The sequence below is a fragment of the Mesorhizobium sp. WSM4846 genome (assembly GCF_055811415.1).
Genome location: NZ_JBVVPZ010000011.1, coordinates 24,197 through 36,811, shown reverse-complemented (window position 1 = coordinate 36,811; position 12,615 = coordinate 24,197). Strand labels below are relative to the sequence as shown.

Below are 12,615 nucleotides of genomic sequence, written 5' to 3'. Positions count from 1 at the left end.
CTTATCGTGTTTTTCGGCCATGAAGTCAACGAAAACGTCGCGCGAGGACGCGCGGCAAGCTTTCCAGCGAGACGCCGGCTCATCAGCGACCGGGCAAGTTGGGGAAAACCGAAAAAACCGATTCGTGTTGGCCCTCGGACTCTTGTCACCGAGTCAGCGCATAAGGTAATTATAGGTCGAGAAATAACTAGATTTCGTGCGGCGGACCTAATCACCCGATATATGTGGTGTCTGCCCGGCGGAAGCCGGATCGTGGAAGGATTCCGATCGCCGCACATTTCAGCAGGAGCGCGGTCTCATGAATTGGACTGACGAGCGGGTCGAACTTCTTAGAAAATTGTGGTCGGAGGGGCTGAGCGCCAGCCAGATCGCCGCACAGCTTGGGGGTGTCAGCCGCAATGCCGTCATCGGCAAGGTGCATCGGCTGAAACTGTCGGGCCGCGGACGCACGACTGCCACGCCGGCACGCCAGAAGAAAAGCGTGCAGGGATCGACCGTGCAGAAATCGGTGTCGCGGGCGGCGAGCACTGCGCGGCATATCACCACGTCGATCGGCGCGACCGCGCTGCAGGCGCAATTCGACGCCGTACCGGTGACGCGTCATTATGTCCGTCCGGTCGAGAACGTCGTCGTGCCGATCTCGCGGCATCTGCAGCTCGTCGAATTGACCGAGCGGACATGCAAATGGCCGAATGGCGATCCGCTTTCGGAGGAGTTCCATTTCTGCGGCAACGACGCGGCCGAAACCGGACCCTATTGCAAGTATCACGCCCGCGTTGCGTTTCAGCCCGCTTCGGAGCGGCGGCGCAGTAGGTAGGGGATAGGGGAGTAAGGCAGTATGTGGTGAACTGCAAAAGACGGCGCTCGTGAGGCGCCATCTTTACCTACTGCCCTACTGCCCTACTGCCCTACTGCCCTACTGCCCTACTGCCCTACTGCCCTACTGCCCTACTGCCCTACTCTTCACAGCCAGCCGCTCTTGCGGAAGCGCCAGTAGAGAACCGAGCAGACCAAAATAATCGCTCCCAAAACGACAGGGTAGCCATATTCCATCCTAAGTTCCGGCATGTCGTTGAAGTTCATGCCGTAGATGCCTGCGAGCGCCGTCGGCACCGCCAGGATTGCAGCCCATGAGGCGAGCTTCTTGGTGATCGCCGTTTCCTGGCTCTGGCCAACCAGGAGGCTCGCCTCGAAGGCAAATGCGAGCACCTCCCGCAAGCTGTCGATCTTCTCCTGGACGGTGCGGATGTGGTCGGTGACGTCGCGGAACAGCGGGTGCATGGCCGCATGGATCTGCGGCAGGTCGGCGCTGGTCAACCGGCGGCAGACTTCCACCAGCGGCAGCGCGGCGTTGCGCAGGCGCAAGAGATCGCGGCGCAGCATGTAGAGCCGCTCTATGTCGGAGCCGGTCATCGGCTTCAGCAGAACCCTGTCCTCGATCGCCTCGACCTCGTCCTCGATCTGCTCGAGCACCGGCATGTAGTTGTCGACGATGAAATCGAGAATGGCATAGAGGACGAAATCCTCGCCTTTGGCTAGCGAATGCGGGCAGCTTTCCCAATGCTGGCGAACGACGGCATAAGAAGTCGACGGACCGTGCCTGACGCTGACGATGTAGCCAGCGCCGACGAACAGATGCGTCTCGCCGAAGGTGACGCGCCTGTCGATCAGTTGAGCCGTGCGGGCAACGATGAACAACGCATCGCCATATTGCTCGATCTTCGGCCGCTGATGCGGATGCTCGGCGTCTTCGATCGCCAGATCGTGCAGGTGGAATTGCGCCTGGACACGAAGCAACAGGTCGCGGTCCGGCTCCAGCAGGCCGATCCAGACGACATGACCTGGCTTCTTGGCCCATTCGCCGGCTTCCTCGATCGGAATGTCGGCGACACGCCGGCCGGCGGTATAGACGCTGGAAGCGACGATGGCCGATGTCGGCGGGGCCGGCGTCAGGTTCCGAACGGTTTCCATCGCTACCTCCTGGAGGCATGGCCGCGGGTCAGGATCAGGAACGTTCGGTAAAGCTTAGCCTAAATCAGCAATGGGTTCGAGAGGCAGCCGTTCACTTCGCCGGTAGCGTTGCGGGAAGCACAATCTTGTCTGTCTTGTCGCCCTTCGGCCGCTCGGCCGGCATCTGGTCGCCGGTGACGATGTAGTAGATCGTCTCGGCGATATTGGTGGCGTGGTCGCCGATCCGCTCGATGTTCTTGGCGCAGAACAGCAGGTGCGTGCAGGGCGTGATGTTGCGCGGATCTTCCATCATGTAGGTCAGCAACTCGCGAAACAGCGAGGTGTACACGGCGTCGATCTGATCGTCGCGGTCACGCACGAAGCCGATCTTTTCCACCGAGCGCGACGCATAGACGTCGAGCACTTCCTTGAGCTGCGTCAACGCCAGGTCTGCTAAGGCCGCGATGCCGCGGAACAGGCTGGTCGGCTGGCGCCCTTCTATGACGGCAACCACGCGCTTGGCGACATTCTTGCCGAGGTCGCCGACCCGCTCGAGATCCGCCGAGATGCGGATCGCGCCGACGATCTCGCGCAAATCCGTCGCCATCGGCTGGCGCTTGGCGATGATGATAATCGCCTTGTCGTCGATCTCGCGCTGCCCCTGGTCCAGAACGGCATCGTCGCGGATGACCTTCTGGGCAAGGCCAGGGTCGGCGTTGACCAGGGCCGCAATCGCCTGTTCGACCATGCGTTCGGCATGCCCGCCCATCGCGGCAATGCGCTTCGACAGATATTTCAGCTCCTCGTCATAGGCGCTGACGATGTGCACGGACTGCATGGAGATGCCTTCCCGGGTCTTCTGGTCCGAGTCGTTCCTCGAATCCCCGCTGATACGCTAGCCGGATGACAGAAAAAAGAAAGCGTTAGAGCGACGTGCGTCCACTAGGCCACAGAGTAGGCTCTAAAGTCCTGTTCCACGCATCCGGTGGTCCTAAAGTCTTCCGGTACTGGGGCCGGCGCGTGCTTAGATAGTGAGGTGTCAGTGCACCGGCAAATGCACCGTGAAAGCTGCGCCGTTGCCGACCTCCGACTTGATCGACAGCCTGGCGTTGTGGCGCGTCAGGATATGCTTGACGATGGACAGGCCAAGGCCGGTGCCCTTCTGGGTCCGGCTGTTTTCGACGTCGACGCGGTAGAAACGTTCGGTGATGCGCGGGATGTGCTCCTCGGGAATGCCGGGGCCGAAGTCCCGGATGGTGACGTCGATGCCCGGTTCGGGACCGTCATCGCTGTGGGCAATCGTCACCACGACACGTCCACCCGACTGTCCGTATTTGCAGGCGTTTTCCAGCAGATTTTCGAAAACCTGGAAAAGTTCATCGCGATCCCCCGGCACATTGAGTGGTCCTTTCGCGAAATCCCGCTCGATGGCAACGCCGTTTTCCCGGGCAAGCGGACCCAGCGAATCGATGACGCTGTCGAGGGTCTGGCGGAGATCGACCTCGGTTCCCGGCTTCAGATAGGGTTTCATCTCCAGCCGTGAAAGCGACAGCAGGTCGTCGATCAGGCGCGCCATGCGGCCGGTCTGGTTGTGCATGATCTGCAGGAACTGCTCGCGCGCCGCCGGGTCGTTGCGGGCCGGGCCGCGCAGCGTCTCGATGAAACCGGAGATCGAGGCGAGCGGAGTTCGCAGCTCATGGCTGGCATTGGCGATGAAGTCGGCTCGCATCCGGTCGATGCGGCGCGCCTCGCTCTGGTCCTTGAAGACCAGCACATAGAGGTCGGTGCCGTGGCCGACCGAAGATGCACTCACGCGATAGGCCCGTTCGACCGGCAGCTTTTCGGTATATTCGACGACGTCCGAAGCGGCGGCGCCCGACAAGATACTGTCCAGCAAGGCCTGCATCTCGGGCGCGCGGAATTTCAGCGACAGCGACATGCCCGGTGCGATTCCGCCGAAGGCGGCGAAGGCGGCGGCGTTGGCATGGACAATCGTCGCGGTGCGATCGAAGATGATCAGCGGATCGGCAACGGCAGCTGCCAGATATTCTCCCGACAGCTGTTGTAGCCCGCCTGCCTCGATCGCCGCGGCATCCTCCGCGGATTGGCGCGCTACGCCGGCCGGCAGCATCGCGGCGGCGAGCAGCAGCACAGCACATGCCAGCAGCACAACATAGAAGGACATGTTTGCGAAACCATAGACCGTCAAAACCGCGACGATGCCGGTCGCTAGCAGCCAGCGGCTGTTCCACAACCGGGTGGCGACGGCTTGCGCCGTGGTTCGCTGTTCTGCGCCGCCCATATCAGCCATTGTCAGCTACTGTCAGCCATTCGCGCGCACTGTGCCTCCGTCCCCACCCCGACAGGCAGGTTGGAAACTTCCCGCTGACCGGCGCTATCCCTAATCTGCTGCATCGTTCCTTTCGAAATCGATTCCGATTTTCGGGCCGATGCAGTAAGGCTCCCAATAGCATGAGTCCGGAAGCTGGAAAGGTTCGTCTCGATGAAAAACCCCAAGGAAGATGCCGCCGCGCCTGTTCCAGGTCCGCAAAAGATCCGGATCGGCGGCAAGGAGTTCGAGTTCGACATCGAGGATCCCAAGCTTCCTGACTGGATCGAGGACAACAAGCTGACCGCCGGCGGCTACCCCTACGACAAGAAAATGAAAAGCGACGAGTATGACGAGACGCTCGAGCGGCTGCAGATCGAACTGGTCAAGGCGCAGGCATGGCTGCAATCGACAGGCAAGCGGGTGATGTCGCTGTTCGAAGGACGCGATGCCGCCGGCAAGGGCGGCACGATCTTCGCGCTGCGCCAGTACATGAACCCCAGGACAGCGCGCAACGTGGCGCTGACCAAGCCTAGCCCAACCGAACTCGGGCAATGGTATTTCCAGCGTTATGTCGCGCACTTTCCGACATCCGGCGAGTTCGTCACCTTCGACCGCTCCTGGTACAATCGTGCCGGCGTTGAGCCGGTCATGGGCTTCTGCACGCCGGAGCAGCATCAGAAATTCCTGGACGAGACGCCGTATTTTGAACGGATGATCTGCAACGAGGGCATCCATTTCTTCAAATTCTGGCTGAACATCGGTCGGGAAACACAGCTCGAGCGGTTTCACGATCGCCGCTGGAGTCCTTTGAAGAACTGGAAATTCTCGCCGATCGACATTGCCGGCATCTCCAAATGGGACGACTACACCCAAGCGCGCGATCTCATGTTCGAACGCACCCATAAGGAATTCGCGCCCTGGATCATCATACAGGCCAACGACAAGCGGCGCGCGCGACTTGCCATCATCCGGCGCATCCTGTTGTCGCTTCCCTATGACGGCCGCGATCTCGACCCCATCGGCAAGGAAGACAAGAAAATCATCGGGGAAGGGCCTTCGTTCCTGGGAACACAAGCCTGAAGCGCTGCCGCGCGCCCCCAAGGGCACGCGGCACGATTCCGGATGTTCCCGTCATTCTGCCGAATGACGTCTCATGCCGCCAGCCGGGCAATCCGCTGCAGCCGCCGCAGCGTGGTATCATCCTGCAAAGCCTGCTGAAACAGCGAAATCTCTTGGTCGATGCGATCGCAGAGCGCGCCTGTGTCGCCCTTGAGCAGGTCGCGCGTCTGCAGCAGTGCGGCAACCGGCTTCTTGGCGAGTTGCCTGGCTCTGCCAAGTGCGGCTTCCTCGACATTGCCCACCACGATCTCCGTGACCAGGCCCAGCATCCTGGCGTCCGCGGCACTGAGCGTGTCGCCCAGGCAGAAGAAGCGGAAAGCGCCGGCATAACCGAGTTTCTGCGGCGCCAGGATGCTGGTCGCCGCGTCCGGCACGAGGCCGAAATCGACGAACGGCACCCGGAACGTGCTTTCGTCAGATGCGATCACCATGTCGCAATGGAACAGGATGGTGCAGCCGACACCGACGGCGTCGCCGTCGACACAGGCAAGGACCGGTTTGGGGAACGTCGCCAACGTGCGGAACATGTCGGTGACGGCAGCGATCAACCGTTGATGCTTGGTGGCGTCGAGGAACTCGGAGAAATCGCCGCCGAGGCAGAAGCAGCCGGCGAGGCCGCGCAGCACCACGACGCGCACATCATCGTCGATTGCAGCTTCGTGGAAGATCCTGGCCAGGCTTTCATAGGCTCGCCCGTCCAGCACCGGCCGGCCGTCATCCGACGACACTGTGACGATCAACGAATGATTGCGGAACTCTGTTTGCGGGTGGATGTTCATGGCTGTCTCCAATTCTCACGAGGCCTGCCTCATTCCGAGCCTGTCGGGATATCCCCTGGCCAGGACCGGCGCGAAATGACTGCGACGCGACCGCACCACCTCAAGCGTGTGCTCGTTGAAGGTGAGCAGTGTGGCGACGACCTGCTGGTTGCCATAGGTGCGCTGGTAGCCAAGCGGCTTCGCCAGGAAGTGCAACTGCAGCGCCCGCAGAACCCACATCGGCTCGAACTCGATGATCACCTGGTTGATATTCCGCTTCAGCCCCCACTCGACGAAGCCGGCAATGAGCTCGGTGCCGACCGTCGAGACCCCGCGCTTGCCGTCACGAAAGCCCGGCGCGACCGCATAGCGGGTCAGTTCCCACACGTTCGGCCCGGATGGCGGCGTCCCTTCAAAGAGGTCCGCCAGCACCTCGGTCAGAAGATGCGCACGCGTTGTCGGCAACATCCGCTGATAACCGGCGAGTTCGCCATTGCGGATGACGAGTTGATGCACCGCCTCGTCATGATCGAACTGATCGATCTCAAGGCCGTCGGGGCGCTGCAGATCGGTCCACCCCATCTCCTCGACAAAAATCTTGTAGCGTAAGCGATGAACGGCCTCCCAAAGGTCGGGACGTTCCATAAGTTCCTGTGTTGTAAGGGAAAAAAGCATCTGCCGTCTCCTAGGTTCAATAGGAAGATACGGCCGGGCTGTCCCGAGGAAATTACGCGATCGCGTAGGCAAGAATTTCTAGGCCGGCACGGCCGAGCTAGCTAATATAGCCGCGCCTTATCGCTTCCGCGACCGCCTGCACCCGGTTGACGGCACCGAGTTTGCTTTTGGCGTTAAGAAGGTGTTTCTCTGATGTGTGTTCCGAAATGCCGAGAATCTGTGAAATCTCCCATTCGGACTTGCCGACGGCGGCCCATTGCATGCATTCGCGCTCACGCGGCGTCAGTTCGACGTGGTGGTCGAGGGTCTTGGCCGCCATCGTGTGGATCTGCATGGCGCGGCCAATCGCGTAGGTCGCCACCAGCGACACCAGCCCAAAATCGGCGCCCGACAATTCGACGGCCTCGCCGCCCAGCGACACCATGACGATCTGGCCATCGAGCGTGATCAGCGGGAAGGCCAACCCGTCGCGCAGCTTGAATTCGCCGGCGTCGCCCATCACTTCGCCGCTGCTCTTGTCGATGCGGATGCTCTGGGACGCTTCCCGCCACTGGAACGGCGCCTGCAGCTGCTTCATATGGCTGACGACCGGGTCATGGTCGACATAGTTGCGCGCCACATAGCGCTCCAGCCATTCTCCCGGCCACTCGCAAAGCAGCACATGGTCCTTTTGCTGACCTCTTGGCGTGCCCGGTTGCGGAACCGTTCCGGCCATCAGCGCCGTCAGGCCGAACTCCGAGGTTATGCCAAGCAGCTTTTCGCAGACCGCGGCCGCCGTATCGGCGTGCTGCAGCTGATCTATGAATTCCAGTGTACGATCGAAGTGGCCCATTGCAACATCTACCCCATGTTGCCTTCCCGCGTTGAGATCAACGGCCCAGTGCTTGACCCGCACTTTGCCCTCGACCCCGGATTACAAACCTGCTCCCCTCAGTTTGCAGCGGCTTGCGGCTACCCTCCAGCCGACCGCCACACATGTTTGCAAGCTCGCTGAAGCATAGCCCTAAATCGGCGTGATGAAATCAAAAACCGTTGTGCCTGTGGCATTTTCGTACCAAAAGCCACACTGGACAGGACAGGGCGGAGCTCGATCGTGGCGATTCGGTGGATGACCATCGTCTTGATGCTGGCAATGACGGGGGCAGCGTGGCTCACGGGAGCACGCGCCGCGGAGCCGCAAGTGCCGGTGCTGTGGGATGCCAAGGAGCGGCTGCCCAAGCCTGACCTGTCCGCGCTGCCACGTCTGAGATTCCTGACCACCACCGATTTCCCGCCGTTCAACTTCCTCGACGGGGCGGGCCGCTTGTCCGGCTTCCACGTCGATCTGGCGCGCGCGATCTGCGCCGAACTCGGCATCGCCGAAAAATGCCAGATCCAGGCGCTGCCTTGGGCCGAGCTCGAAGGGGCGCTGCAAAAGGGCGAAGGCGAAGCGATCATTGCCGGCATTGCCGCCACGCCGGAGTCGCGGTCGAAATATGCTTTCTCGCGTTCCTACCTGCAGTTTCCGGCGCGCTTCATCATGCCGAAGGCAAAGGCGCTCACGGAGCCTATCTTCGACAGACTGCGTGGCAAGCGCGTCGGCGTGGTCGAAGGCTCCGCGCATGAGCGGATGCTGCGCGATTACTTCGGCGCCGTCCAGGTCGTTCCTTTCGCGCAGTTGGAAGAGCTCTACGACGGTCTCAAGGCCGGCAAGGTCGACGCCGGCTTCGGCGACGGCATGCGCTTCGCCTTCTGGCTGGGCAGTTCGAATGCCGCAGGCTGCTGCCGCTTTGCCGGCGGTCCCTATCTGGCGCCCGAATATCTGGGGTCGGGCATGGCCATCGCCACCAGGGCCAACGATCCAGCGCTGGCCGCAGCGTTCGACTACGCACTGCAGGAGATTTCGGTGAAGGGCATCTTCGCCGAATTTTATCTGCGCTATTTTCCGGTCAGTTTTTTCTGATCCGGCCCGGTCAGTTTTTTCTGATCCGGCCCGGTCAGCTTTTTCTGATCCGGCTCTGTCAGTTTCTTCTGAACCGCTGGGGTCTGGATCAAGTCAGCGTGCGCAGGCGAGCCTTGGCAGCACGGGCGATGGCGGCGACGGTGAGCGTGTCGAGATCGAGCTGGCGACGGATAAGCTGCAGCACCCTCACCTCCTCCAGGCGCATTTCGAGGTCGACCGCCGCTACCTCGAAGGCTGCGGCATAGGCGGTGTCAAGCAGGCGCTCGGGCAATGCTTCAGCGACGTGCGCCAAAACGCCTTCCAACCCGTCCTTTTCGTGCAGCAACTTCTGGCAGTCCTGGGCGACGCCGACCAGCCGGTCGTGGTCGAAATCCTCGAACACCGGCCATGAGCGGACGACGTCGCCGATCCGCGCCAATTCGACATCGGTCATGTCGCGATCGGACGCGGAGGTTATTACCATCAGATGGATCAGGGCTTCGTGCGGCGGCAATGGCATGTAACAACTCCTCAAACGGGCTCCGAAGTTAGGAACGCGGCACCGACGTCGCAAGGAAAAAGCGCCGCGATCGTTGACGCCCAAGGCAGGCACGCCTAGAGACCGGTTGAAAAAAATCATCCGGCCCCTTCTTGCGGCGATGCCGGCGAATAGTTTGGAAAACACTGACATGGCGGGATCAAACATCATCGATCTCAATCCCGAGGTGCTTGCGGCAGCGGCCGAAAGCAAGGCGTGGCCGTTCGAGGAAGCCAGGAAGATCGTCGAGCGCTACAAAGGGGCTGACTTTCCCGAGACCGTCCTGTTTGAGACCGGCTACGGTCCGTCGGGGCTGCCGCACATCGGTACTTTCGGCGAGGTCGCACGCACCTCGATGGTGCGCCATGCCTTCCGCGTCCTCACCCGGGACACGGTCAAGACCAAGATCTTGTGCTTTTCTGACGACATGGACGGCATGCGCAAGATTCCGGACAGCGTCCCCGATCGCGCCGCGCTCGAGCCGCACCTGCACAAGCCGCTCTCGTCCGTCCCCAATCCTTTCGGCGGCGACTATGCGAGCTTCGCAGACCACAACAACGCAATGCTTTGCCGTTTCCTGGACACGTTCGGCTTCGACTACGAGTTCGCCAGCGCGACGGAATACTACAAGGCTGGCCGTTTCGACGACGTTCTGCTGCGCGCTGCCGAACGTTTCGACAAGATCATGGACGTGATGCTGCCGACGCTCGGAGAGGAGCGTCAGGCGACCTACAGTCCGTTCTTGCCGATTTCCCCCAAAAGTGGCCGCGTGCTTTACGTCCCCATGAAGCATGTCGACGCCAAGGCCGGCACGATCACCTTCGACGATGACGGCACCGAAACCACGCTGCCCATAACCGGCGGCAGGGTGAAGCTGCAGTGGAAGCCGGATTTCGGCATGCGCTGGGCGGCGCTCGGCGTCGATTTCGAAATGTTCGGCAAAGACCACCAGACGAATGCGGTGATCTACGACCGTATCTGCAATATCCTGGGCGGGCGCGCGCCCGAGCATTTCGTCTATGAGCTGTTCCTCGACGAGAACGGCCAGAAGATTTCAAAGTCGAAAGGCAACGGGCTGACCATAGACGAGTGGCTGACCTACGCGCCGACCGAAAGCCTCGAGCTCTACATGTACCAGCGGCCGAGGCAGGCCAAGAAGCTCTATTTCGACGTCATTCCGAAGGCGGTGGACGAGTATTACGCCTTTCTGTCCGCCTATCGCCGGCAGGAGTGGAAGGAGCGGCTGGGAAATCCCGTCTGGCACATGCATGACGGCAACCCCCCTGTCGTCGACCTGCCGGTGTCGTTCGCGCTGCTGCTCAATCTGGTCAGCGCCTCGAACGCCCAGAACAAGGACGTGCTGTGGGGGTTCATTTTGCCCCACACATCAGGCGTGACGCCGAAGACCCATCCCGAGCTCGACCGGCTGGCCGAATATGCGATCCGCTATTTCGACGATTTCGTGAAGCCGGCCAAGGTGTACCGGGCCGCCGATGCGGTCGAGCGCGAGGCGCTGACGAAACTGTCCGAAGCGCTCGCCGCATTGCCGACAGATGCCGATGGCGAGGCGATCCAGAATGCCGCGCTCAACGTCGCGCGCAAGATCGAGCGCTATCAGGACCATTCGAAGCAGAGCCCGGAAGGCGGGCCAGGCGTCTCCGTCGCCTTCTTCCAGATGATCTACCAGATTTTGATCGGACAGGAGCGCGGCCCGCGCTTCGGTTCCTTCGCCGCACTCTACGGCATCGCAGAAACCCGCGCGCTCATTCAGAAGGCGCTGGCTGGTCAGTTGGCGGCGTAGCCATCGTCTCGGTTGGCGGCGTAGCCGCCGCCGAAGGCTCGAGAATCGGCTGCGTCGGCTGCGCTGTGGCCGCAAAGGGGGCTGGCGCCGGAGGCAGGCCGGAGAGACTGGGCGCCGGCCCGAAAATGCCCTTCCTCGCCGTACGCGCCTTCTCGCCGGCCTCGACATAAGGGCCACTTTTGGCGGCGCGCGCCCAGCCGTTTTCGATCAACCACTGGCCGACATCCTGGTTGCCGACGCGGCATTCGGCGGTGATCAGGTCGCGGCCGCCCTCGGGTGGCACCGTGCAGACCACCGCCCGACCGCGCAGGAAGGCACGGAACGCCGTTCGCGCCCGGGTGCCGCACGTCCACGACTTGCCGCCTTCAGTGCAAGTTTCGTCCTGCCTGACGATGCCGACGCCGGAAATCGCGACGGAGTAGCCCTTGGCCTCGATCACACCGGCGGCCGATGCAACCGGCTGGAACAGTTTTGTCCCGTTCCAGTCGTCGGGCATTTTCGTTTTGGGCGGCTTGGGCGGTCCGGCCAGCGCCAACTCGCTCAGCGGCGCGCGCGGCTCGACCCGCTCAAGCTCTTGCGGCTGAAGCTGCGGCCGGGCGACGACTTCGGGATCGATGGCCCTGGAATGCGCCTCTGGGCTCGCCGCCTTGGGTCGCGGATTTGCTGATGTAGCAGGCGCTTGGGGTTGCGCCGCGATGCCGGCCTGCGCCGGAGCCGCGACGCGCCCATTTTCGTCCTGCAGCACGGCGCGGCCACCTGCGGCAATCGCAGCCCCCATTGCCAGGATGGTCAACACCGCGGCGGCTGCATGAAGCGGACGCACCGGCGGCCCCTACTGGCTTGCCCAGACAATCCGCGCCACCCATTCGACATCGCGCATCGGGATGTCGCGATCCGGGTGATCGGGATTGAGCGAGACCAGCATGATCGACTTCGCCGTCTGACGGTCCAGCACCTTGGCCATTACCTCGCCGGCATTGGTCTTGACGACGACGCGGTCGCCCTTGCGGGTGGCGGCGCCCGGCTCGACGATCAGCACGTCGCCGTTTCGGTAGAGCGGCAGCATGGAATCGCCCTGGACCTGCAGCGCATAGGAGGTTTCGGTCGCCCGTGCCGGAAGCTCGATCAGGTCCCAGCCCTGCCCCACGGGAAAGCCGGCATCGTCGAAGAAGCCGCCGGCGCCGGCCTGGGCGAAGCCGAGCAGCGGCACCGAAGACGTCTGTGCCGGCAGAGATCCGGGAACGGTCTTGCCCCGGCCTTCGACCAGTCCGGTGAATTCGTCGAGCGAAGCGCCGGTCGCCTCGATGATCTTGGCCAGCGACTCGGTCGACGGCCAGCGCGGCCGCCCGTCCGAGGACAGCCGCTTCGATTTGTTGAAGGCGGTCGAATCGAGGCCCGCGCGTTTCGCCAGCCCCGACGCCGAGAGCGAATAGCGCTCGGCGAGTGCATCGATGGCGGCCCATACGCGGTCATGCGAGAGCACTTTTGCTCTCCTTCAGAACAGGAAAAAATACCTTCTCC

The 12,615-nt window shown here is 62.2% G+C and carries 13 protein-coding genes; 4 read left to right on the top strand and 9 right to left on the bottom strand.

Annotated features, from left to right (window positions below):
• Positions 1–298 precede the first annotated feature (298 nt).
• Positions 299–817: a GcrA family cell cycle regulator gene (locus AC0L15_RS12250; RefSeq protein ID WP_473496388.1), complete on the top strand. Its 519-nt coding sequence runs from the start codon at positions 299–301 to the stop codon at positions 815–817.
• A 146-nt stretch (positions 818–963) separates the two neighbouring features.
• Here AC0L15_RS12250 and AC0L15_RS12245 read toward each other — a convergent pair whose 3' ends face one another.
• The 3 genes from AC0L15_RS12245 to AC0L15_RS12235 all read right to left on the bottom strand — a co-directional run bounded on the left by AC0L15_RS12245 (position 964) and on the right by AC0L15_RS12235 (position 4,261).
• Positions 964–1,971: a magnesium and cobalt transport protein CorA gene (locus AC0L15_RS12245; RefSeq protein ID WP_027155175.1), complete on the bottom strand. Its 1,008-nt coding sequence runs from the start codon at positions 1,969–1,971 to the stop codon at positions 964–966.
• A 91-nt stretch (positions 1,972–2,062) separates the two neighbouring features.
• Positions 2,063–2,788, bottom strand: coding sequence for a phosphate signaling complex protein PhoU (phoU, locus tag AC0L15_RS12240; protein ID WP_027155174.1), 726 nt, complete (start codon positions 2,786–2,788; stop codon positions 2,063–2,065).
• A gap of 201 nt (positions 2,789–2,989) precedes the next feature.
• Entirely contained in the window at positions 2,990–4,261 is a 1,272-nt protein-coding gene (locus AC0L15_RS12235; protein WP_287064888.1) for a sensor histidine kinase, read from the bottom strand.
• 192 nt (positions 4,262–4,453) lie between these two features.
• Between AC0L15_RS12235 and ppk2 the strand changes: the two genes are divergently transcribed.
• Positions 4,454–5,362 (top strand): polyphosphate kinase 2, encoded by a 909-nt coding sequence (gene ppk2, locus AC0L15_RS12230; protein ID WP_287064886.1) that lies wholly within the window; start codon positions 4,454–4,456, stop codon positions 5,360–5,362.
• A gap of 71 nt (positions 5,363–5,433) precedes the next feature.
• Here ppk2 and AC0L15_RS12225 read toward each other — a convergent pair whose 3' ends face one another.
• The 3 genes from AC0L15_RS12225 to AC0L15_RS12215 all read right to left on the bottom strand — a co-directional run bounded on the left by AC0L15_RS12225 (position 5,434) and on the right by AC0L15_RS12215 (position 7,666).
• Positions 5,434–6,180, bottom strand: coding sequence for an enoyl-CoA hydratase-related protein (locus tag AC0L15_RS12225; protein WP_236379093.1), 747 nt, complete (start codon positions 6,178–6,180; stop codon positions 5,434–5,436).
• A gap of 15 nt (positions 6,181–6,195) precedes the next feature.
• Positions 6,196–6,834 (bottom strand): acyl-homoserine-lactone synthase, encoded by a 639-nt coding sequence (locus AC0L15_RS12220; protein ID WP_287064884.1) that lies wholly within the window; start codon positions 6,832–6,834, stop codon positions 6,196–6,198.
• Positions 6,835–6,931: 97 nt separating this feature from the next.
• A complete protein-coding gene (locus AC0L15_RS12215; protein WP_023802176.1) occupies positions 6,932–7,666 on the bottom strand; it encodes a helix-turn-helix transcriptional regulator in 735 nt (244 codons plus the stop codon).
• Positions 7,667–7,957: 291 nt separating this feature from the next.
• Between AC0L15_RS12215 and AC0L15_RS12210 the strand changes: the two genes are divergently transcribed.
• Positions 7,958–8,776 carry a transporter substrate-binding domain-containing protein gene (locus tag AC0L15_RS12210; RefSeq protein ID WP_473496444.1) on the top strand — a complete coding sequence of 273 codons (819 nt, stop codon included), beginning with the start codon at positions 7,958–7,960 and terminating at the stop codon, positions 8,774–8,776.
• Positions 8,777–8,864: 88 nt separating this feature from the next.
• On the opposite strand, the gene AC0L15_RS12205 is transcribed toward AC0L15_RS12210, so the two are convergent.
• Positions 8,865–9,275 carry a tellurite resistance TerB family protein gene (locus tag AC0L15_RS12205; protein WP_027155168.1) on the bottom strand — a complete coding sequence of 137 codons (411 nt, stop codon included), beginning with the start codon at positions 9,273–9,275 and terminating at the stop codon, positions 8,865–8,867.
• 169 nt (positions 9,276–9,444) lie between these two features.
• Here AC0L15_RS12205 and AC0L15_RS12200 point away from each other — a divergent pair, with 169 nt between their 5' ends.
• Positions 9,445–11,094, top strand: coding sequence for a lysine--tRNA ligase (locus AC0L15_RS12200; RefSeq protein ID WP_287307111.1), 1,650 nt, complete (start codon positions 9,445–9,447; stop codon positions 11,092–11,094).
• On the opposite strand, the gene AC0L15_RS12195 is transcribed toward AC0L15_RS12200, so the two are convergent.
• Positions 11,057–11,917 (bottom strand): thermonuclease family protein, encoded by an 861-nt coding sequence (locus AC0L15_RS12195; RefSeq protein ID WP_287280975.1) that lies wholly within the window; start codon positions 11,915–11,917, stop codon positions 11,057–11,059. The two genes, AC0L15_RS12200 and AC0L15_RS12195, sit on opposite strands and share 38 nt — an antisense overlap.
• A 9-nt stretch (positions 11,918–11,926) precedes the next feature.
• Complete coding sequence (locus AC0L15_RS12190) at positions 11,927–12,577, bottom strand: S24 family peptidase (RefSeq protein WP_091600331.1); 651 nt, start codon at positions 12,575–12,577, stop codon at positions 11,927–11,929.
• Positions 12,578–12,615: the final 38 nt, after the last annotated feature.

Coding starts and splice junctions, on each gene's coding strand:
- AC0L15_RS12210 (WP_473496444.1), top strand. CDS start 7,958: ATGCTGGCAATGACGGGGGCAGCGTGGCTCACGGGAGCACGCGCCGCG.
- AC0L15_RS12225 (WP_236379093.1), bottom strand. CDS start 6,180: ATGAACATCCACCCGCAAACAGAGTTCCGCAATCATTCGTTGATCGTC.
- AC0L15_RS12215 (WP_023802176.1), bottom strand. CDS start 7,666: ATGGGCCACTTCGATCGTACACTGGAATTCATAGATCAGCTGCAGCAC.
- AC0L15_RS12250 (WP_473496388.1), top strand. CDS start 299: ATGAATTGGACTGACGAGCGGGTCGAACTTCTTAGAAAATTGTGGTCG.
- AC0L15_RS12235 (WP_287064888.1), bottom strand. CDS start 4,261: ATGGCTGATATGGGCGGCGCAGAACAGCGAACCACGGCGCAAGCCGTC.
- AC0L15_RS12245 (WP_027155175.1), bottom strand. CDS start 1,971: ATGGAAACCGTTCGGAACCTGACGCCGGCCCCGCCGACATCGGCCATC.
- phoU (WP_027155174.1), bottom strand. CDS start 2,788: ATGCAGTCCGTGCACATCGTCAGCGCCTATGACGAGGAGCTGAAATAT.
- AC0L15_RS12220 (WP_287064884.1), bottom strand. CDS start 6,834: ATGCTTTTTTCCCTTACAACACAGGAACTTATGGAACGTCCCGACCTT.
- AC0L15_RS12205 (WP_027155168.1), bottom strand. CDS start 9,275: ATGCCATTGCCGCCGCACGAAGCCCTGATCCATCTGATGGTAATAACC.
- ppk2 (WP_287064886.1), top strand. CDS start 4,454: ATGAAAAACCCCAAGGAAGATGCCGCCGCGCCTGTTCCAGGTCCGCAA.
- AC0L15_RS12200 (WP_287307111.1), top strand. CDS start 9,445: ATGGCGGGATCAAACATCATCGATCTCAATCCCGAGGTGCTTGCGGCA.